General features: G+C 73.5%; 20 protein-coding genes and 1 tRNA gene. 15 read left to right on the forward strand and 6 right to left on the reverse strand.

The window, feature by feature from the left end; translation table 11 throughout:
* The first annotated feature begins 279 nt into the window (after positions 1-279).
* The 3 genes from PUR56_RS05485 to PUR56_RS05495 all read left to right on the forward strand — a co-directional run bounded on the left by PUR56_RS05485 (position 280) and on the right by PUR56_RS05495 (position 2,260).
* Positions 280-927, forward strand: coding sequence for a CGNR zinc finger domain-containing protein (locus tag PUR56_RS05485; RefSeq protein WP_329948059.1), 648 nt, complete (start codon positions 280-282; stop codon positions 925-927).
* A gap of 215 nt (positions 928-1,142) precedes the next feature.
* The gene (locus PUR56_RS05490; RefSeq protein ID WP_329874573.1) at positions 1,143-2,087 is read left to right on the forward strand and encodes a metallophosphoesterase; all 945 of its coding nucleotides are present in this window, start codon (positions 1,143-1,145) and stop codon (positions 2,085-2,087) included.
* Between the two features lie 99 nt (positions 2,088-2,186).
* A tRNA-Pro gene (locus PUR56_RS05495) sits at positions 2,187-2,260 on the forward strand.
* Between the two features lie 169 nt (positions 2,261-2,429).
* Here PUR56_RS05495 and PUR56_RS05500 read toward each other — a convergent pair.
* Positions 2,430-3,335, reverse strand: a complete 906-nt coding sequence (locus PUR56_RS05500; protein ID WP_329948060.1) for a nuclease-related domain-containing protein — start codon at positions 3,333-3,335, stop codon at positions 2,430-2,432.
* A 431-nt stretch (positions 3,336-3,766) separates the two neighbouring features.
* Between PUR56_RS05500 and PUR56_RS05505 the strand changes: the two genes are divergently transcribed.
* A complete protein-coding gene (locus tag PUR56_RS05505) occupies positions 3,767-4,345 on the forward strand; it encodes a DUF5994 family protein (protein WP_329948061.1) in 579 nt (192 codons plus the stop codon).
* 34 nt (positions 4,346-4,379) lie between these two features.
* On the opposite strand, the gene PUR56_RS05510 is transcribed toward PUR56_RS05505, so the two are convergent.
* From PUR56_RS05510 to PUR56_RS05525, 4 genes are all read right to left on the reverse strand, one after another.
* A complete protein-coding gene (locus PUR56_RS05510; protein WP_329948062.1) occupies positions 4,380-4,529 on the reverse strand; it encodes a hypothetical protein in 150 nt (49 codons plus the stop codon).
* A gap of 266 nt (positions 4,530-4,795) precedes the next feature.
* Positions 4,796-5,287: a DUF5994 family protein gene (locus PUR56_RS05515; protein WP_329883868.1), complete on the reverse strand. Its 492-nt coding sequence runs from the start codon at positions 5,285-5,287 to the stop codon at positions 4,796-4,798.
* Between the two features lie 129 nt (positions 5,288-5,416).
* Positions 5,417-6,622 carry a PP2C family protein-serine/threonine phosphatase gene (locus tag PUR56_RS05520; RefSeq protein ID WP_329948063.1) on the reverse strand — a complete coding sequence of 402 codons (1,206 nt, stop codon included), beginning with the start codon at positions 6,620-6,622 and terminating at the stop codon, positions 5,417-5,419.
* Between the two features lie 399 nt (positions 6,623-7,021).
* Entirely contained in the window at positions 7,022-8,089 is a 1,068-nt protein-coding gene (locus PUR56_RS05525) for a ScbA/BarX family gamma-butyrolactone biosynthesis protein (RefSeq protein WP_329948064.1), read from the reverse strand.
* A gap of 123 nt (positions 8,090-8,212) precedes the next feature.
* On the opposite strand from PUR56_RS05525, the gene PUR56_RS05530 reads away from it, so the two are divergent.
* The 10 genes from PUR56_RS05530 (at position 8,213) to PUR56_RS05575 (ending at position 19,188) form a co-directional block, all read left to right on the forward strand.
* The gene (locus PUR56_RS05530; RefSeq protein WP_329883865.1) at positions 8,213-8,839 is read left to right on the forward strand and encodes a ScbR family autoregulator-binding transcription factor; all 627 of its coding nucleotides are present in this window, start codon (positions 8,213-8,215) and stop codon (positions 8,837-8,839) included.
* Positions 8,836-9,981, forward strand: a complete 1,146-nt coding sequence (locus PUR56_RS05535) for an NAD-dependent epimerase/dehydratase family protein (RefSeq protein ID WP_329948065.1) — start codon at positions 8,836-8,838, stop codon at positions 9,979-9,981. The genes PUR56_RS05530 and PUR56_RS05535 overlap by 4 nt, the downstream gene beginning before the upstream one ends.
* A 181-nt stretch (positions 9,982-10,162) precedes the next feature.
* Positions 10,163-10,843 carry a TetR family transcriptional regulator gene (locus PUR56_RS05540; RefSeq protein ID WP_329948066.1) on the forward strand — a complete coding sequence of 227 codons (681 nt, stop codon included), beginning with the start codon at positions 10,163-10,165 and terminating at the stop codon, positions 10,841-10,843.
* Positions 10,844-11,092: 249 nt separating this feature from the next.
* The gene (locus PUR56_RS05545; protein WP_329948067.1) at positions 11,093-12,436 is read left to right on the forward strand and encodes an IS701 family transposase; all 1,344 of its coding nucleotides are present in this window, start codon (positions 11,093-11,095) and stop codon (positions 12,434-12,436) included.
* Positions 12,437-12,588: 152 nt separating this feature from the next.
* Complete coding sequence (locus PUR56_RS05550) at positions 12,589-13,701, forward strand: IS701 family transposase (RefSeq protein ID WP_329948068.1); 1,113 nt, start codon at positions 12,589-12,591, stop codon at positions 13,699-13,701.
* Positions 13,702-13,819: 118 nt separating this feature from the next.
* Positions 13,820-15,019, forward strand: coding sequence for a sedoheptulose 7-phosphate cyclase (locus PUR56_RS05555; RefSeq protein WP_329948069.1), 1,200 nt, complete (start codon positions 13,820-13,822; stop codon positions 15,017-15,019).
* A complete protein-coding gene (locus PUR56_RS05560; RefSeq protein WP_329948070.1) occupies positions 15,012-15,884 on the forward strand; it encodes a cupin domain-containing protein in 873 nt (290 codons plus the stop codon). Before PUR56_RS05555 ends, PUR56_RS05560 begins: the two co-directional genes overlap by 8 nt.
* On the forward strand, positions 15,881-16,267 hold the full coding sequence (locus PUR56_RS05565) for a hypothetical protein (protein WP_329948071.1): 387 nt from the start codon (positions 15,881-15,883) through the stop codon (positions 16,265-16,267). The genes PUR56_RS05560 and PUR56_RS05565 overlap by 4 nt, the downstream gene beginning before the upstream one ends.
* 36 nt (positions 16,268-16,303) lie before the next feature.
* Positions 16,304-17,950 (forward strand): FAD-binding oxidoreductase, encoded by a 1,647-nt coding sequence (locus PUR56_RS05570; protein ID WP_329948072.1) that lies wholly within the window; start codon positions 16,304-16,306, stop codon positions 17,948-17,950.
* Positions 17,947-19,188: an acyltransferase family protein gene (locus tag PUR56_RS05575; protein ID WP_329948073.1), complete on the forward strand. Its 1,242-nt coding sequence runs from the start codon at positions 17,947-17,949 to the stop codon at positions 19,186-19,188. The genes PUR56_RS05570 and PUR56_RS05575 overlap by 4 nt, the downstream gene beginning before the upstream one ends.
* A 19-nt stretch (positions 19,189-19,207) precedes the next feature.
* Here PUR56_RS05575 and PUR56_RS05580 read toward each other — a convergent pair whose 3' ends face one another.
* Positions 19,208-19,573 carry a MerR family transcriptional regulator gene (locus tag PUR56_RS05580; RefSeq protein ID WP_329883855.1) on the reverse strand — a complete coding sequence of 122 codons (366 nt, stop codon included), beginning with the start codon at positions 19,571-19,573 and terminating at the stop codon, positions 19,208-19,210.
* A 50-nt stretch (positions 19,574-19,623) separates the two neighbouring features.
* On the opposite strand from PUR56_RS05580, the gene PUR56_RS05585 reads away from it, so the two are divergent.
* Positions 19,624-20,583: an aldo/keto reductase gene (locus PUR56_RS05585; protein ID WP_380360584.1), complete on the forward strand. Its 960-nt coding sequence runs from the start codon at positions 19,624-19,626 to the stop codon at positions 20,581-20,583.
* Positions 20,584-20,672 lie beyond the last annotated feature (89 nt).

The raw sequence follows: 20,672 nt of genomic DNA on the forward strand, positions 1-20,672 counted from the left end.
CGCCGGCCACCACCCTGCGGGCGCACCGGAGCGTCCGGCACGACCAACTGGAACAACTCCCACAGCTCATCCGGCACCAGCCGCTCAACGATCAGCACACTCGGAGTCTACTCGACCCACCCAAATGAGATGTCTTCTAAGCCGTGGGCCTCCGAACGAAGCCGGCCCCGTCGGCCCGCCCGCCCGCCGTCCTTCCGGTCCCCTTCCCCTCGGCCCCCATCCCTTCCCCTCCCTTCCGTTCCCTTCCCATCGCGCAGAGTAACCCTTTAAGGTGGTTACATGACCGATGAGCGAGCCCCGGGGCTGGTCCTGCACCCTCCTGGTGGAGGAACCGCCTTCCACTTCGACCCCGGCGCGCTCTGCCTGGAACTGCTCGCCACCGGCGCGCCGGCGCCGTACACGCGCTACGAGACGCTGCACCGCCCGGCGGACCTCGCCGGGTGGCTCCCGCAGTCCCGGCTGGGCCTGCCGTACGAGGCCGTCCGGATCAGCGACGAGCAGCTCGCGGGCATCCGCACCCTGCGGGACGCCCTCTGGAGGCTCGCCGCGACCCGTGCGGGCGGCGGCGCACCCGGGCTGCTCGACAGCGGCAGGAGCGCCGGGGCCGGCGGGACGGCCGACGACTACGCCGTGCTCAACCGGGCCGCCGCGCTGCCGCCGCTCGCCCCCCAGATCGCCCCGGACGGCACGCCCGCCCCGCCCCTTCCCGGCGACGGCGCCCAACTCGCCTCGACCGTCGCCCGCGACGCGATCGCACTGTTCACCGGCCCGTACGCGGAACGGGTCCGCGAGTGCGGCGCCCACAACTGCCACCTGCTCTTCGTCGACACCTCGCGGCCCGGGCGGCGGCGCTGGTGCTCGATGGAACGGTGCGGCAACCGGCACAAGGTCCGGGCACTGCGGGCCCGGCGCGAACAGGCCGAGTAGCCCCAGGAACGCCGGCCACCCGCGAACCCCGTCGGCGCTCCCGGCGCGTCCGGCACGTCCGGCACGTCCGGCACGTCCGAGTCCACCGGTGACACACCCGGTCGGCCCAGCCGTCGCACCGGCCGCCGACTGGGCCGACCGGACGCACCACCGGTCGGCCCCCGCACGCCCACCGGCAGTTCACCCGCTGATCCGCCGTCTGAGACCATGGACCGATGCGACCGCTGTACTCCGTCCCCCTCGGAATCGCCGCCACCGGCGCCGCCTGCCTCGCCTACTCCGTTGGGTACGAGGTCCGTTCCTTCCGCCTCCGCCGGGTCGAGATTCCGGTCCTCCCCCGAGGCGCCCGCCCCATCCGGGTACTGCAGGTCTCCGACATCCACATGGTGAGCGGGCAGGGCAGGAAGCAGCGCTGGCTGCAGAGCCTCGCCGGACTCCGGCCCGACCTGGTGGTGAACACCGGCGACAACCTCTCCGACCCGCTCGGCGTCCCCGCCACCCTGGACGCGCTCGGGCCGCTGATGGAGTTCCCGGGCGTCTACGTCTTCGGGTCCAACGACTACTACGGCCCGGCCCGCAAGAACCCGGCCCGCTACCTCCAGGCCCTGCGCAGCGGCGTCCACGGCATGAACAACCCCGACGGCACGGCCGGGCGCGGCGTCAACGGCGCCGTCCACAACCCCTGGGAGAAGCTGCGCGACGGCTTCGACGCCGCCGGCTGGCTCGACCTCACCAACGCCCGGGGCCGGCTCACCGTCGGCGGACTCGACCTGGAGTTCACCGGCCTCGACGACCCGCACATCCGGCGCGACCGCTACAGCGCGGTCACCGGCGGCCCGTCGCCCGACGCCGACCTCTCGCTCGCCGTCGTCCACGCCCCCTACCTGCGTGTCCTCGACGCCTTCACCGCCGACCGCTACCCGCTGATCCTGGCCGGCCACACCCACGGCGGCCAGCTCTGCATCCCCTTCTACGGCGCCCTGGTCACCAACTGCGACCTCGACGCCAAGCGGGTCAAGGGCCTCTCCACCCACCAGGCCGGCGGCCGCCGCTCCTATCTGCACGTCTCGGCCGGCTGCGGCACCAACCGCTACACCCCCGTCCGCTTCGCCTGCCCCCCCGAAGCCACCCTCCTCACCCTCACCCCAGCCGCCCGCTGACCCGCCCGGACGCTCGCCGAGAATCGGATTTCGTCTCTCGGCAAGCGTCCGGTAGAGTTCTACTCGTCGCGAAGGAGACGGAACGACAAACAGCAGGACCGGGGTGTGGCGCAGCTTGGTAGCGCGCTTCGTTCGGGACGAAGAGGCCGTGGGTTCAAATCCCGCCACCCCGACCCAGCAGTATCAGTCAGGCCCCATCGGAGAGATCCGACGGGGCCTGACTGGTTTCTGTGTGACTGGGCCTCAGGGGCCTGCTGGAACAGGTCGTGCATGACCGTCACGCCCGACCGGGCCGGACTTGCGGCTCCTGGCGTCGCACCGGGCCGCCCCGTGCGTGACGGCTCAACCGTGCCAGGTACGGCTGTCGCGGGCCACGGCGAAGATCCGGTCCACCTGGTCGCTCCGAAGCCGGGGCGACCACCTGGACAGTTGCCGGTCCACGTGCGCTCCGTCCAACAGCAGAACCGGGGACTGCGCTGATCCGATCGTGATCGAGGCCGCCCCCACCACGGCGACCACCGGCAGGACCGGCACCGGGAACCCCGAGCGCGCCGAGAGCACTCGCGCGACCTTCGCCGATTCGCTCTGGCTCGCGGGCACGTAGCGTGTGGCCGCACGGTTGACGGTGATCGCCCGGTCCCCCTGCCAGACGGTGGCGCCCCGGTGGTGCTTCGTGTTGATCGTGAAGACGCCCGGCGGGCCGATGACCAGATGGTCGATGTCGGTTCCGCTGGAGAACTGCACCGAGTGGAGCACCTTCCACCCGTCGGGAAGCCGGTCCAGCCGGCGGCCGACCAGACGCTCACCCCGCAGGCCGACTGCCCACGGGTGAGCCTGCGTCTGCTCCGAACTGAGCCAGTAGGCAAGGCGTCGTTTGATCCAGCTCGGCTCGACCTCGTCGATCTTTCGGCGGATGGAGTCACCAGGAGCGTTCAGCGACAGGTCGAAGCCGGGTGCCGCGGGAGGCGCGACAGGAGGTGCGGACGGCACGGGCGGCGGCACGGACGGCGGCACGGGCGGGGGCGGCGGCGGGGGCGGCTGAACCGGCGTCGGTTCGGCAACGCCGGGTGCCGTCGCCAGGTGAGCGGCCAACACGTTCTCGACAACGGCCCGTTGGCGCTCGTCCCGCACCACGGTCTCGCCGGTCTTGAAGTCGTACCAGCCGAGGGCCTTCTCGGCACCGCGCCGGTTCACGTACAACCTGTCGTGGCCGTGACGGCGCCAGCGTCCGACGGTGAACTCGTCCATCCCCACCCCCGAGACAGCGATCGTTCGACGATCCACCTCAGCACGGGGACGGACGGCTGCCAAGAGGGCGTCGGGGACTGCCGGTCGGTATTGCGCGGGCGGGGAGCCCCGCCCGGTACGGGTCCTGCCGGAGAGGTCCGGCAGGACCCTGTCGACGGTCCTCGCCGAGCGTCGGCTCAGGCTCGCTGCGGCGGGCCGGACCTGACAGAAAGTCGGGCCGGCGGCCGACGGGTGGCGGAACCGCAGGCTGACGTTCTCCTACGGCACGGCAGATCGGTTGTCGCGACCGTGCCAGGATCGGGCCGGACGGGGAGTAGCCTGGGCATCACCGAAGGCACTTCGCATGCCGGCACCGGATACTGGCGTCGTCTCCGGCGAACGGCCATGCCGGACTCGGCCTCCGGGTCGAGCCCGGAGACGGGTCCTTGATCATGACTGCGACCCTCGATCGCGCGACGACGTCCGCCGCCCCGGAACCCACCGCCCGGATCTCCCTCGCGCCCGTCGGCGCGCGGGCCGGCCGGTTGGACGGTGCCTGGTGGCCCCGCTCGCGTGATCTTCTTCGCGAACTCCCCTCCCTGGCCGCCGAGATCGACGAACGGTGGGGCCGGGTCACCCGGATCACCGTGAACCCGGCGCAGTGGCCCGTCGTCCCCCGGCGCATCCCGGTCGTCGGGCACACCGTGCACGCGGGTTGGTTCGGGCCCGAGCAGGACGAACACACGATCGCGGTGTGCTCGTACGCCCCACGTCGGCTGAACCTGCTGGTCGTCCCGCCGTCGACGGATGCCGCCGTCGCCGCGCGGCTGATGTCCGAGGCGGCCGGCCCCGCCCGTATGCGGACCGCGAGCGAGCTGCTCGCCGCCGAGGCGGACGGCGCTGCGGACGGGCCGGACGTCCGTTCCGACTTCCTGCCGTCGGCCGCCGCGCCGGGCGACGGCCCCGGCGAGGCCGGACGGCGTGCGGGCGTCGCCCGGAGCCGTGCCGCAGCCTGGCCGGCGACCGCCTAGCCCGCGGTCCCCCGACCGGCCGGGGCCGGGTGCGTCACTCGCGTGACCACTCGGTCTCGGCCCGGGGTTCGGCGGCGGGAACGGACCCGGGCTCGGCGTCGAGGTCGGGATCGAGCGCGTCCCAGAGGCGGACCCTGATCGCCCGGGGGCCGGGAGCGGGCCGGGAGAGCGTACGCACCAGCACGTCGCGCAGGTGGTTGGCGGCCCGCTGCGGCGGTCCGTCGTACTCCAGGGGGTTCGGCAGGGGCGGCTTCGTCGTGCCGGGCCCAGTGGCCTTCGTCGTCCTGGGTGTCGAGCACCCACCGGTAGCGCGGCATCCTGGCCTCCTGTGACGACCGACCTGTTCCAGGACAGACCGTAAGCGCCGGAGACGACCGACCTGTTCCAGGACAGACCGTAAGCGCCGGACCGGGTGTCGGCGACCGGTGGGCCCCGCGGGGGGATGTCCGCTCAGAGGACTTCGCCCGGAGGGACGGACCCGATGCCGGCGGCGATCAGGATCTGCTGCGCCGAGTCGGTACCGCCCGCCAGGACGGCTTGTGCCATCGCGGCGTGGGCCGCCTCCAGGCTCGCCTGCGGGGGGACGACGAGCAGGCTGAAGTGATCGCGGTCGCCCCGGGTGATGATCACCGTGTCGTCGCCCACCGGGTGGCGGTCGATGTGCACCGACCGGCCGTCGACGACCAGCCGGGCCGGGACGTCGTCCCACGCGTCCGTGTCGAGACCGACGCTCGCCACGGGCCCGAGGTGCTCGGTCAGCGCGGCGACCAGTCCGGGCAGCTCGGCGCCGATGTCCCGCGAGCGGGGCCACCACGCGCCGTCGAGAGCCCCCTCGCGCGACCGGGTGGTCTCCAGCCGGAGCAGAACCGTCCCCGGCCTCGCCGACCGGTGGAACCCGTCCGGCAGCAGACCCGCGTACGGGGCACCGGGTTCGTCCGACATGGCTCGCCACCGATCTGCAGGGACAGGGCCCCTGGTGCTGTGGAGGGCGGTCCTTCGGTTGTGGCGGTTCGGACCGTCCCGCTGCTCCCACGGTACTCCGCGTCCCGTCGGGTGCCCGGCGGTCAGACCTCAGCGCCACTCGATCAGGAACAGGGTGGCGTCGTCGCTGGTCCGCCCGCCCCGCTTCTCCTTCAGGACGTGGGAGAGGGCGCGCACGACCGCGCGCACGCCGCCCGCCGACCGCTCCACCCGCTCGACCCAGTCGATGAGCTGCTCCTCCCCGAACTGCTCGCCGCCCACCTCGCGCTCCTCGACCAGGCCGTCGGTGAAGCACAGGACCCGGTCGCCGTGCCGGAGCACCCGCTCGCTGATCACCGGCTCCTCGCCGCCGAACCCGACCGGCAGCGTGGTCGCGCTCTCCAGCCGCTCCACGACGACGTGGCCGCGGATCAGCAGCGGGGCGGGGTGGCCCGCGTTGACCCACTGCAGCTGGCCGGTCGCGGTGTTCAGGCGCATCATCTGCGCGGTGACGAAGTGGTCGGGCCCGAACTGCTCGGCGATGGCCCGGTCCATGAACGCGTAGATCTCGGCCAGCCCGATGTCGGCGCGTCGGGCGTGCCGGTACGCGCCGATGGCGACGGTCGCCATCGTGGCGGCGTCCAGTCCGTGGCCCATCGCGTCGATCGTGGCCACGTGCAGGATGTCGTCGTTGAGCGCGTAGTCGAAGCTGTCGCCGGCCACCTGGTAGGCGGGTTCGAGGATGCCGGCCACGGCGACCTGCGGAACGGTCATCGCCAACGGGGGCAGCAGGGACCACTGGATCTCGGCGGCCACGCTCATCGGTTCGAGGCGCCGGGCCTGGAAGATCCGGTCGGTGTAGCCGCTCTTGGCGATCAGCAGGTCCGCGGCCAGGCCGGCGAACCGGCGCAGGAGCCGCCGGTCGTCGTCGTCGACGGTGTCCAGGGTAAGGGCGAGGACCCCGACCTCGTCACCGCCGTCCAGCAGCGGCAGGTAGATCCTCACGCCGTCGGCCTGCGGCACCTCGACCGGCGCACCGCGCACGAAGGCCGTCCCCGCGTCGGACCCGACGATCGGCTCGCGCTCCCCGGTGACCAGGCCCCGGCCCGGCAGCGGCACGAGCACGAGCTGGCCGTAGTCCTGGAGGAGGACCGCCACGTCCCGGCCCCCGAAGCCGTGCAGTTCGTCGGCGATCAGCGGAGCGATCAGCCCGGGCGGCAGCTCACGGGCCAGGTCGAGCAGCCTTCCGAGCAAGCGCTCGCCGAACCCCTCCGACCGGTCCGGTCCCGCCGCGCCGGACTGCCGCTCACCGCTCATCTCCGATCATCTCCGCTCACCGCCGCTTCCCTCCCGGTCGCGTGGGCACCCGGCCGCGTCGCATCCGGCACGGTGCTTCGGCCGGCCGCGGCAGGGTGTGGTCATCGGACCGGTCCCTCCATTACGCCTGACGGCGGCGTCCTGCGCTCCCGGTCGCTCCCGGTCGCGTCCGGTCGTGTCCGGTCGTCTGCTCGTCTCCCGCCGGGCCGGAACGCGGGCCTCCGGGGTGGCGGAGGCGGGCGTCCCGCGGCACGGGGCGGTGCGGCGTGCCGGGGTGCCGGGGCGGGATTCGAGGGCCCGTCTGCCGGAGCCGGCGGGCCCTCGAAGGCGCGCGGCGGGTGCCGGAGCCGATGCGCTGCGGGGCGGGGGGCGACGGGGTCGGCCGGGACGGGACGTCGGTCAGTCGGTCGGGAGCGGGGCCACCGTGACGATGACCGAGCACGACGGCGCGCCGGTGCCCTGCTGCAGGATCACGCCCACGCGGTCCCGGCGGGCCGGGTCGCGCGGCAGCTGGGTCACCTCCACCATGCACGGCTCGTCCAGCTCGACGTAGCGCGTGAAGTCGCACTCCATCGCGACGGCCACCACCGGCGCCGGGTGGCTGAGCGCCTGGGCGGCCTGGCGGGCGGCGTCCAGCAGCAGGGAGCCGGGCGCGTGGTCGACCGGGTGGTCGAAGTGGACCGGGTGGTTGGTGTCGACCCGCAGCTGCCAGCGCCGGGCGCGGTCGGTCGCGGAGAGGGCCACCTCGCGCGGGAGGGCGCGGCCGGCCCGGGCGACCGGGATCGGCGGGGCCAGCCGGACGGCACGCGCCATCATCTCCCCGGCGTCGCCCCGACCGGCCCGCAGACGCCGGTAGATCGCCGGGGTCTGGACGGTGAAGCGGGTCTGCGCGGTCGCGATCGGCTCGCCGTCCCGGGTGACCACGTAGGCCAGGGTGAGGGCGACGACCCGGTTGCCGCGGCGGACGAGGTCCTGGCAGACGGCGTCCACCTGGACCTCGTCGTATCCGCGGCCCTGGCGGGCGGCGCGCTCGCTGCCGCGCTGCGCCGGTACCGCGTCGCGCGCGCCGGTCCGCAGGCCGCCGGGGATCAGCGCGTAGCTGAAGTGGTCCCAGATCAGGTGGTGTCCCAACGGAACCTCGAAGGCCGCGTGCGAGAGCAGCGGGAAGGTCTGCCGGACCGTCTCCACCAGGAGCATCGGGTCGTGGTGGCCGTGGCGGGCGGCGTAGGCCCGGTGGTCGCGCGGCCACCGGGCGGAGACGCGGTAGGAGTCCTCGGCGACCCGCTCCCACCCGGTCAGCAGCACCTCGTCGGCCGCCCGCTTGTGGACGTGCTCCTTGGGGACGTGCTCGTTGCGGACGGCGGTCGGGCCGGACCCGGGTGCGACGGGCTCCGCCGCGGGCGCGCCGCCGGTGACGGCGGCGGCTTCGGTGCTGGTCATGGTGGTGCTGTGGTCTGTGCGAAACATGGATGCACTCCCCCAGAGTGGCCACAGGCAGGTGAAAGTGGGCGCTCCGGTGTGTACGCCGAGCCCCCTGGCGAATAACATAGAGGTCGTTCTTTTTGTTTGTCGAGGAGTTTGGAGTTACTCGTGGCAAGAGCCAAGCAGGACCGAGCCGTACGCACCCGGGACACGATCCTGCGCGCCGCTGCCCAGATCTTCGACGAGTACGGCTTCAGCGGGTCCAGCGTCAGCAAGATCATCAACCAGGCGGGCACCACCCAGGGCGCGATGTACTTCCACTTCAAGTCCAAGGAGGACCTGGCCAAGGCGGTCATCGACGAGCAGGCGTCCGACCTCGACCTGCCCGGCCGGCCGGCCGGCCTGCGCCAGCTCATCGGACTCAACCTCTACCTCGCCGACGAGTTGCAGGAGAACGTGCTGCTGCGCGCCGGCGTCACCCTCGCCGTCGAGCAGGGGCAGCTCGGGCTGCGCGACTTCAGCCCGTACGAGATGTGGGCCGAGCAGTTCCGCGCCGAGCTGGAGGCCGCCCGGCGGACCGGCGAGCTGCTCGACGAGGTCGACGTCGAGGAGCTCGCCCAGGTGCTGGTCGCGGCGTACACCGGGTCGCAGGTCATGTCGCACCTGCGCACCGGCCGCGCCGACCTGCCGGAGCGGATCGTCCAGCTCTGGTGGTACCTGCTGCCGGGCATGGCGCCCGCGCCGGTGGTCGCGGAGCTGCGGGCGTACCTCACGGAGCACGGGCAGCGGGCATGAGACGGGCGTCGGGCCCGGGCACAGAAGCCGACAGCGACACTGACAGCGACACCGGCACCGGCACCGGCACCGGGCCGACCGTCCTGCTGACCGGGGCCGGCGGGTTCATCGGCTCCGCCGTGCTCGCGGCGCTGCGCGCGCTGCCGGGCCTCGGTGGGATCCGAGCGCTGACCCGGTCCGCCGCACCGGCCGGGACGGTCCGGGTCGCGGGGGACCTCGCCGACCCGGCGACGCTGCGCGGCGCGGCCGACGGCGCCGACGTCCTGGTCCACCTCGCCTCGCTGGTCGGCGGCTCCGAGGACGCCTGCACCGCCGTCAACGTGCACGGCACCCGGGCGCTGCTCGCGGAGGCCGGGCGGGCGGGCGTCGGCCGGATCGTCCACCTCTCCACCTCGGCGGTGTACGGCACCGGACCGCACCGGGGCATCGGCGTGGACGAAGTGGCGCCCGCCCCCGTCTCGGCCGCCAGCCGGACCAGGCTGACCGGGGAGCGGGCCGCGCTGGACGCGGGGGCCGTGGTGCTGCGCGCGCCCCTGGTCCTGGGCGCCGGCGACCGCTGGGTGGTGCCCTGCCTCGCCGACCTGCTGCGGCGGGTGCCCGCGCGCTGGGACGGCGGCGGGGCGCTGCTCTCGCTGGTCGCGGTGACCGACCTGGCCCGGCTGGTCGCCGCGCTGGCGCTCGCGCCGGAGCCGCTCCCGGTCCGGGCGCCCGGGGTCCACCACGCCGGACATCCCCGACCGGTCGGCATCGGGACGCTGTTGGCGGCGCTCGCCGACCACGGGGTGCTCCCGCCGGTACCCGCCGACGACTGGCCGTGGGACCGCTGCACGGCCGAACTCGGTCGGGTACCGGGGACGTTCGGTGAGCGCCAGTTCGAGCTGATGGCCCGCCACCACTGGTACCGCAGCGAGGACGTCTGGCGGCTGGCCGCCGTCGATCCCGGGCCGGGACCGCTGGAACGGCTCGCCGCCGCCGCTCCCTGGTACCGCGCACACCTCGCGGCGCAGCCGCCCGCGGCTCCCGCCCCGGCTCGGCCGTCGACGGCTCCAACCGGTCCGGTACCGCAGGGATTTGCGAAGGAGATGCCAAAGCTGCGGGGGGATGCGGCGGAATCCGCGCGTATGCGGCGATCCGGGGCGTAGCGTCGAAACGTCAGCGGACCGGCACACACCGGTCACCCCGGTAGCCCCGGCCGCCCCCGACCGCCCCGAAGGAGCCACGCCCACCCATGTGGTTCGTCAACCCTCACCCTCAGGCCGCTACCGCGGCGCCGGCCGGACCGGACACACGCCTCGGCCCCATCACCCGGGCGGGCGGTGGGCGATGAAGCAGGAACGGGCCCATCAGACCCACCGGGCACTGCTCCGGGCCGCCGCCGCGGAGTTCGACGAACACGGTTACGCGGGCACGTCGTTGGCCCGGGTCAGTCAGGCCGCCGGCGTCACCATGGGGGCGCTGACCTTCCACTTCCCGTCCAAGGCCGCCCTGGCAGACGCGGTCCGGGCCGACGCCGCCGCGCTCACCCGGGCCGCGGTGGACCCCGACCCGGGGCGGACCCCGCCGCGCGAGGAGGGCGTGGCGGAGCTGACCGACACGCTGACCCGGCTGCTCCAGGAGGAGCCGAGCGTCCGTGCCGCGGCCCGGTTGACCTGGGAGCAGCCCGAGTCGGCGGGCAACTGGCACGCTGGCTGGAGCCCCGACCTGCGTGACCGGCTGGCCCGGGAGCGGGCCGGCGCCGCCCGGCCGGCCGCGACGAAACCGGCCGCAGCGCAACCGGCCACGACGCAACCGGCCGCAGCGGAGAGCGGAGACCTCGACGCGCTCGACTCCCTCGACCTGGAGACGCTGGCGCACTGTCTGGTCGTCGGCTCGGAGGCGCTGCGCCGCGGCGTCATCACCCTGGGCGGCGGGGCACCGGTCTCCGAGGAGGAGACCCGCCGACGGCTGCGACGGCTGTGGCGGCGTGCGCTGGCCGGGCCGCCGGCACCCGGCGGTCCCGCCTGACGCGTTTTCGACGGTGCACCCGGCGACGGCCGCGTGCCCGACCGTGCCCGACCCCCCGCCCGTACCGGCTTCCTGACGCCGGTACGGGCGGTTCTGCGTGGGCGGGCACAACCGAGTCCGGGGGCCCGGGAGGGGCGCGGACTTGCCAAAACCGGACCACGGCCCGCCCGGGACTCAAAAACAAAGAGATCGTTCGCTATTCTTTTGGGGACGGCACCTCACGGCACCTCACGATCACGGGGAGCTCACATGGACGCGCAACCCCTCTCACCAGCCGGCGAAGCCGCGGTCTCCCGGTTCGCCGAGCAGGTCTTCGCCCACCTCGCCCGGATAGACCAGCGCCGCTGGGCCCGGGCCTACCTGCACGGACTGCTGGCCGCACCCGGCCGCAAGACGCTGTCGAACATGGCCGCGAGCCTGTCGACCGGGTCCACGGCGGCCACCGCCTCGCTCTCGCTCCAGCAGTTCATCAACGGCAGCCCCTGGGACTGGCGGCCGGCACGGCGCGTACTCGCCGGCCTCGCCACCGGGGACCGGCCGGTCCGCGCCTGGACCGCCACCCTGGCGGTCATCCCCAAGCGCGGCGACCAGGCGGTGGGCGTCCACCGCCGGTTCGTCCCCGAGGCCGGACGCACCATCAAGTGCCAGGCCGCACCCGGACTCTTCGTCGCCACCGACCGGGACGCCGTCCCGGTGGACTGGTCACTGCTGCTCGACTCGAACTGGACGGCCGATCCCGAGCGGCGCACCCGCGCCCGGATCCCGGAGACCGCCGCCCCGCGCCCCACCGGCGAACTGCTGGTCGAGATGGTCGACCGGCTCACCGCCCGACGGCCGCCGGCCCCGCTCGTCGCCGACCTCACCGTGGTCGACGACCCGGTCCGGCTGGCCGCCGCGCTCGCCCACCGCTCCGTCCCGTACGTGCTGGAGGTCCGGCCCAACCAAGCCGTCCGACCGGTCCTCCAGGCCACCACCGGGCACCACGGGCGGGTGCAGCAGAGCACCATGCCGGCCGAGGCGCTGTTCCCCCGCAGGCGGGCACGGACGCCGGGAGCCCCGCAGCCGGTGCTGCGCGGTGCCCCCGTCCTGCTGCCCGGACTGCCCCCCGGCCTGCCGGGCGGGCGCGGCGGACCGGTGCACCGGCTCTGGGCGCACGGCGGCGGATCCGGCGGGCCACGGCGGTACTGGCTCACCGACCTGGCCGAGGACGCCCCGGCGGTGCTCGCCCTGCTCGACACCGTGACGGTCACCCGGACCACCGTGGACCGGCTCGGGGCCGACTTCGGCCTGCTGGACTTCTCCGGCCGCTCCTACAGCGGCTGGCACCACCACATGACGCTGGTCTCGGCCGCGTACTCGCTCGGCCGCGACCTGGCGGCGTCGGCCGGGGAGACCGACGACCGCACCGACGACCGCACCGGTGACGCGACCCTCGACCTGGTCGGCGCCCCCGTCGGCCGGCGGACGGGCGAGCGGTTCGACACCCGGCTCGGCGAGCGCTCCGGCGGTCGGCCCGGCACCCGGCTCGGCGAGCGGCTCGGCGCCCGGACCGGCGGCCCGGCCGTCGACGAGAACCTGCGGAATTCCGCGTAGCGGACCGCCCGGCACGACTTGCCGAACACGTTCGAACAGGATTGACCGGAATCGGCGGCACCGCCGAGAATTCAGTGACCGGCCGCCGGGAAATCACCCGGGAAACACCGGGGCCCATCGGCCGGAAATACGAAGGAAGGAGGTGAGACACCATGGGTGCAGCAGCGACCGGAACCCCGCTCGAAGGAGTTCCGAATATCCTGGGCGACCACATCTTCTCGTCGTTCGACCGCGCCGACTACCGGATCAAGGCCGAGGAATACCTCCACGGCCTCCTCGGAACGGCCGGCCGGAAATCCATCAGCAACATCGCCCGGACGCTCGGCGACCCGGGGGCGGTCCAGCGGCTGCACCACTTCATCCGCAACTCCCCCTGGGCCTGGGCCCCCGTCCGGGAAGCGCTGGCGGCCCGGCTGGTCGAGGCGTGCGCCCCCCGCGCCTGGCTGGTCCGGTCGATGTTCATCCCGAAGTCCGGTACCCGCTCGGTCGGTGTCGGCCGGCGCTTCGTCCCCGAGCTGGGTCAGCTCGCCGGCGTCCAGCAGGCCGTCGGCCTCTGGTACCTGGCCCCGCGGCTCAACGCGCCGGTCGACTGGCAGCTCCAGCTGACGGACCCGCCCCACCGGGCCGTCACGCCGGGCGCCGAGTCCCCGGCCGGGGACTCGCTGGAGCGGCAGGCCGCCCTGCTGGGGCCGCTCGCGGACCGCCTGCCGGCCACCGCCTCGGCCACCCTGATCTGGGACGGCTGCCCGGCCGAGCCGGGCGGGCTGTTCGCGACCGGCCGGGCGCTCGGCCTGCGGGTGGCCGTCCGGGTCGACCCGACGACCCGGCTCACCCCGGTCACGGCCCCCACCCGTGACCGCGGCCGGCCGCTCCCCGCGTACCAGCTGTTCGCCTCCGCCGGAGCCCGCAGGCTGGCCGGCACCTCGGGCCCGCCCGGGGTCGAGGCGCACGTCGTCCGGGTGGCCCTGCCGCCCACGGGGCCGGAGCTGCTGCTCTACGCGGAGTCCGGGGCGCGTCCCACCGCGTTCTCCGGATTCTGGCTGACCGATTCCGAACCGGACCGGGCTGCCGAATTCCCCCGCCTCTTCCGGCTCGCCGGCGACGTCGAGGAGGACCGCACGACCATCGGCGAACGCGTCGGCCTCCGCGATTTCGAAGGGCGCTCCTTCGAGGGCTGGCACCGGCACATGACGCTCGCCTCGGCTGCCTATGCCGCCGTCGCGCTCGGCCGCCGACCCGAACACGCGGACCGTTCCTCCGAATAACCGGCCGTCCGGCCGCACAGGCCCCCGCACGTTCCGCCGGACGAATTCCGCAACCTCCCTCCCCTGCACCCGCACCGCAGCTCGTGAATTCACCCACGCCTTCACAAGGGAAAAGGACATGCTTGTCTTCGACAATTACCCGAGCGGCCTCACCTACAGCCAGTCCTCGAAGTCCTGGCGCGTTCGGGCGGTCAAGCCGGTCGAGTACGAGGTGCGCGTCTGCGACGACGTCTTCGACCCGGCGAGCACCGCCCTGGTCGAGAAGTCCGCCGGAGCCACGGGCGGCAACCGCCGGTTCGTGGTGATCGACGCGGAGGTCGACCGCCTGCACGGCGACCGCGTCCGCAGCTACTTCGAGCACCACGGCGTCGACTACTTCATGCAGGTGGTCCGCGCCGACGAGACCCTCAAGGAGTTCGAGACCGCCTCGGACATCGTGGTCGCGCTGGACTCCTTCGGCCTGGACCGCCGGCGCGAGCCGATCATCGTGATCGGCGGCGGCGTCCTGATGGACATCGTCTGCCTGGTGGCCAACCTCTACCGCCGGGGCACCCCGGTGGTACGTGTCCCCACCACGCTGATCGGTCTGGTCGACGCGGGTGTCGGGGTCAAGACCGGGGTCAACTTCAACGGCCACAAGAACCGCCTCGGCACCTACTTCGCCCCCGTGCTCACCCTGCTCGACCGCTCCTTCCTCGCCACCGTCGACCGCCGCCACATCGCCAACGGCATGGGCGAGATCCTCAAGATGGCGCTGATCAAGGACGCCCGGCTGTTCGAGCTGCTGGAGCAGCACGGCCCGTGGCTGGTCGAGCAGAAGTTCCAGGACGACGCCCGCCCCGGCGACCCGGCCGGTCAGGTGATCCGCCGCGCCATCCACGGCATGCTGGAGGAGCTCCAGCCCAACCTGTGGGAAGCCGAGCTGGAGCGGATCGTCGACTACGGCCACACCTTCTCCCCCACCCTGGAGATGCGGGCCCTGCCGGCCCTGCTGCACGGCGAGGCGGTCTCCGTCGACATGGCGCTCACCACCGTGCTCGCCTGGCGCCGCGGCCTGGTCGACCTGGAGCAGCGCGACCGGATCCTCGACGTCATGCGCTCGGTGGGGCTGCCCAGCTGGAACGACCTGCTCGACGCCGAGCTGCTCGACGTCGCGCTCCAGGACACCGTCCGGCACCGCGACGGCCAGCAGCGGCTCCCGCTGCCGGTCGGCATCGGTGACGCGATCTTCGTCAACGACGTGACCCGTGAGGAGCTCGCCACCGCGGTCGAGGACCTGCGCGAGCTCAACGCCCTCCGGGAGCTCAGCCGTGTCTGACGCAGCGGCGGCGGGATCGGCCACGGCGACCAGGGCTAGGGCTAGGGCTACGGCCACGACCACGGCCACGGCAGCAACGCCCGCGCCCGGCCTGATCGTCGCGGACACCCGGGACGCCTCCGAGATCTACGGCGTGCACGGCGCCCCCGGCCTCACCTACTGGAAGGCCCTCGCCGGCCGGCAGCACCTGGAGGCCGAGGTCGAGGCGATCGAGGTCGCCCGGATCCCGCCCGGCGGGCTGAGCGGCGAACACCGCCACACCCGCACCGAGGAGATCTACTTCATCCTCCGCGGCCACGGCGAGTTCCTGGTCGACGGCGAACCGCGGCCGGCCCGCCCCGGGTCCCTGCTGCTCACCGGGATCGGCACCGTGCACGGCCTGCGCAACACCGGCGCCCCCGCGGGCGTCACCGACCCCGGCTACGGCAGCGCCCCCGAGGGGCACCTGGAGTGGCTGGTCATCGAGATGCCGTCCCCGGCCACGTCCGCCGTCCTGCACGGGCCGGCGCCCGACCTCACGACCACCCGTCCGAGCGAGAGGAAGACCGAGACCATGCGGCTGCACGACCTGCGGGAGGAGAGGGCGGTCGACCCGGCCGGCGTCTTCACCGGCCCGCTGCGCCTGGTGGAGATCCGGGAGCTGGCGGCCGGCGACTCCGCCGCGTACAGCTCGCACGCCGGCGAGCACACCGTCTTCGTGCTGACCGGCTCCGGCACCGCCACGGCCGGCTCCACGGAGGTGGAGATCGCGGCGGGCACGGCGGTGACCCTGCCGTTCGGGGTGGACGCGGTGATCACGGCCCACGAGGGAGGCCTGGAGTTCTTCCACGCCGAGATCGCGGTACCGGGGCGGGCCGCGCGATGATCGTCAGCCGCGCGCTGCGCCCGGTGGACTGCGCTCCGGCCGCGACCGGGTCGCGGGAACGGACCTGGTCCTGCCTGGCCCGCCGGGGCATGCTGCACAGCGAGACCGAGACGGTCGACCTGTGGCGGCTGCCGCCCGGCGACACCCTGCTCCACGAGCCGCACGACGGGGTCGAGGAAGCCCTGTTCGTCGTCGCCGGCACCGGCACCGCCACCCACGGCCTCGACGAACTCCCCGTCACCGAGGGCACGTTGCTGCTCGCCCGGCACGAATCCGAGATCACCGTGACGGCCGGCCCGGACGGACTGCGGCTGCTGAGCACCCGCGTCCTGCCGCAGCGGCTCAGCGCCGCACTGCCGCCCCGGATCCCCCAACTCGACTGAACCGCGCCATCACTGACAGGAAGTGGGAAGAGTTCCATGCGAAATCTCAGTCGCCGCACGTTCGTGGCCGGTGCCGGGGCGACCGTCGGCACCGCCACGGCCGGCGGGCTGCTCGTCCCGGCCGCCGGGGCGGCCGCGGAGGACACCGGTCGGGCGTCCAGAGCGGTACGGAACGGGGACCTGATCAGCGTCACCCCCGAGAACCCGCGCTACGTCGACCTGATATCCGGCTTCAACCCGCGCTGGGAGGCCAAGCCGAAGGGCGTCCGGCTGCCGCGCACCACCGCCCAGGTGGTGCAGGCGGTGCAGGACGCGGCCGACAAGCGGCAGCGGCTCACCGTCCGGGGCGGCGGGCACTGCTACGAGGACTTCGTCTACAACCCCGAGGTCGAGATCGTCGTCGACATGAACCTCATGGACGCGGTCGGCTACGACCCCGGCCGCCGGGCGTTCGAGGTCGAGGCGGGCGCCACCCTGCTGAAGGTCTACCAGACCCTGTACGAGGGCTGGGGGGTCACCGTTCCGGGCGGCGTCTGCTACGCGGTCGGTGTCGGCGGGCACGTCCAGGGCGGCGGCTACGGCAACCTGTCCCGCAAGCACGGCCTGGTGGTCGACCACCTGTACGCGATCGAGGTCGTCACCCTCGACGCCAACGGCCGGGCCCGGGCGGTCGTCGCGACCCGCGAGCCGAACGACCCGCACCGCGACCTCTGGTGGGCCCACACCGGCGGTGGCGGCGGCAACTTCGGCGTGGTCACCCGGTACTGGTTCCGCTCGCCGGGTGCCACCGGCACCAACCCGTCGGACCTGCTGCCCAAGCCGCCGGCCGAGGTGCTGATCGCCATCCCGAGCTGGTCCTGGGAGAACATCACCCAGCGCGGCTTCACCGAGATGGTGCGCCACTACGGCACCTGGTTCGAGCAGAACAGCGCCCCCGACTCGGTGTACAACGGCCTGACCAGCTGGCTCTTCCTCAACCACAAGGTCTCCGGCAGCCTGGTCCTGCTGCTCCAGGTCAACGGCGACGTGCCGCAGGCCGAGCAGCGCGCCGACGACTTCGTCCAGGGCCTGAGCACCGCCCTCGGTGTGCCCCACCAGGGCGACGTGGTCCGGCTGCCGTGGCTGAAGGCGGTCAAGTACATCGGCACCATGGACGCGACCCAGACCAACCCGCAGCTGCGGGCCGGCCACAAGTCGGCGTACATGCGGCGCGGCTTCCCCGAGAACCAGATCGCGGCCGTCTGGAAGCACCTGACCCGCACCGACTACACCAACCCGCGCGGCGGCGTCGCCGTGATCTCCTTCGGCGGCCGGATCAACAGCGTCGCCTCCGGCGCCACCGCACTGCCGCAGCGGGACGCGATCTTCAAGCTGCTGTACCAGACCTACTGGACGGCGCCGGCCGACGACGCCCCCAACATGGCCTGGCTGCAGGAGTTCTACCGCGAGGTGTACGGCGACACCGGCGGCGTCCCGGTCTCCAACCGGGTCACCGACGGCTGCTACGTCAACTACGCGGACCGCGACCTGAGCGACCCGGAGCAGAACACCTCGAACGTCCCGTGGAGCGCGCTCTACTACAAGGACAACTACCCGAGACTGCAGCGGATCAAGCAGCAGTACGACCCGAAGGACTTCTTCCGCCACCGCCAGTCGATCCGGCTCCCCGGGAGCACCCGGTGAGCGCGCCCACCAGGGAGGCACTCTCCCGCCTGCCGTCGCTGACCGGCATGCGGTGGATCGCCGCACTGCTGGTCTTCCTGACCCACGTGTCGGTCGCCAAGCCGTTCGACCGGCCCGGCCTGAACGACTTCATGTCGACGTACCTCAGCCGGGCGGGCTTCCTCGGCGTCGGGTTCTTCTTCGTCCTGAGCGGCTTCGTGCTCACCTGGTCGGCCCGGGACGGCGACCGCCCCGCCGCCTTCTACCGCCGCCGGCTCTTCAAGCTGTACCCCAACCACGCCGTCACCTGGCTGGTCGGGCTGCTGCTGATGGCCCGGGCCGGCGCCGAGCTGACCACCGCCGGGACGGTCCCCTCGCTGCTGCTGCTGCAGAGCTGGATCCCCTCCCTGGAGGTGATCGGCGGGACGAACGGCCCGAGCTGGTCGCTCGCCTGCGAGGTGCTGTTCTACCTGAGCTTCCCGGTGATCCTGCCGCTGGTGAAGCGCATCCGGCCGGAGCGGCTCTGGCTCTGGGTGGGCCTGGTGACGGCGGCGCTGTTCGCCCTGCCGCTGCTCGCCCAGCTGCTCCCGGGGAGCCCGAACTCGCCCTGGCAGCCGCTCTCCTTCTGGCGGTACTGGTTCGTCTACTTCCTCCCGGCCTCCCGGCTGCCGGAGTTCGTGCTCGGCATCCTGCTGGCACGGATCGTCCGGACCGGGCGGTGGGTGGCGATCGGCTGGCCGGTGACGGTCCTGCTCGTCGCCGCCGGCTACGCACTGATGATCACGCTGCCGGACGCCTGGGGCATGGCCGCCCCGACCGCCCTGCCGGTCGCGCTGCTGATCGCCGCGGTCGCCGTCAAGGACGCCGCGGGGCTCGGGACACCGTTCGCCGGCCGGACCATGGTCTGGCTCGGCGAGGTCTCCTTCGCCTTCTACATGGTCCACTTCCTGGTCATCCAGTACGGACCGCTGGGCCTCGCGGCGACCGGATCGGCCGGCGCGAACACCTGGGACACCCCCGGTGCCCTGGGGGTCATGGGGATCACCCTGGCGCTGAGCATCGTCTTCGGCTGGGCGCTGTACCGCCTGGTCGAGGTGCCGGTGATGCGTCGATGGGGTCGGTCCCGGCCCGCTACCCGGCCCGATACCCGGCCGGTTCCTCCGTCGGCTCCCCGGGCGGCGGCCACCGCGCCCGCCGCGCCCGCCGGAACCGCCGTACCCGCCGGGACCGCACCGGCCGCCACCGCGGCGGCCGAGTAACGGGCACCGGGGCGGGGCGCTACACCGGTACCGGTTCCGCCGCCTCCCGCCGGGCCGCCGCGACGATCCCCGCCAACGCGGCCCGGCTCGCCCCGAGCGACAGCATCTGCCGGTCCAGCAGGTCCAGCCGGTGCTCCAGCACCTCCAGCATGCAGGGCGCCACCGAGCCGTCGCCGCTCACGCAGGGCAGCACGTCCCGGATGGCCCCGGTGGAGAGCCCCGCCCCCAGCAGGGCCCGGATGTTCCGGACCACCGCCGGCGCCTCCTCCCCGTACCGGCGGTGGCCGCCCTCGCGGCGGTGGGTCTCCAGCAGGCCCTGCTCCTCGTAGTACCGCAACAGGCGGACGCTGACCCCGGTCAGCGCCGCCAGCTCACCGATCCGCATGTGACACCCCTCACAACCACTTGAATCTCACACGAATGGGAGATTGTACCGTGACCAGCGTGACGAACACCGAGATCACCACCCAGATCGACCGCCAGTCCTTCGCCGTCGGAGGCGACCTGACGGTCCGCCGGATCGGCTACGGCACCATGCGCCTCGCCGACACCCCGGACATCAAGCCGACCGAGGCGATCGTCTGGCACGGCCCGACCCCGCGCGCCGCCGCCCTCGGTGTGCTGCGCGCCGCCGTCGAGCACGGCGTCCAGCTGATCGACACCGCCGACTCCTACGCCCTCGGCGCCGGCGAGGAGCTGGTCGCCGAGGCCCTGCACCCGTACGCCCAGGACGTCGTGGTCGCCACCAAGGTCGGTATGACCCGCCCGAGCCCCTCCGAGTGGGTCCCGGTCGGCCACCCGGCCTACCTCCGCCAGCAGGCCGAGCTGAGCCTGCGCCGGCTCCAGGTCGAGCGGATCGACCTGCTCCAGTTGCACCGGATCGACCCCGAGGTGCCGCTGGCCGACCAGATCGGCGCGCTCAAGCAGCTCCAGGACGAGGGCAAGGTCCGGCACATCGGGCTCTCCGAGGTCACCGTCGACGAGCTGGAGCAGGCCCTGGAGATCGCCCCGATCGCCTCCGTGCAGAACTGGTACAACCTGGCCACCCGCCAGCACGACGCGGTGGTCGACTTCACCGCCGAGCGCGGCATCGCGTTCCTGCCGTTCTTCCCGATCGCCATCGGCGGCCACGCGGGCGAGGACAGCCCGGTCTCCGAGGTCGCCCGCGAGATCGGCGCCACCCCGGCCCAGACGGCGCTCGCCTGGCTGCTGCACCGCTCGCCCAACATCCTGCCCATCCCGGGCACCACCTCCGAGAAGCACCTCGCGGAGAACCTGGGCGCGCTGGCCGTCGAGCTGACCCCCGAGCAGTACGCCCGCCTGGACGGCATCGCCGCCGCGGAGGCGGCCAAGGCCGCCGAGGCTGCCGAGGCGGAGGCCGCGTCCGCGGCGTGACGTCCGCGGCGTGACCGCGGTGTGGTGACCGCGGTGTGGTGACCGCGGTGCGATGACCGGCCCACCCGGCGGCGTGCTCCGCCGGGTGG

Source organism: Streptomyces sp. BE303 (assembly GCF_036290945.1).
GTDB lineage: Bacteria > Actinomycetota > Actinomycetes > Streptomycetales > Streptomycetaceae > Kitasatospora.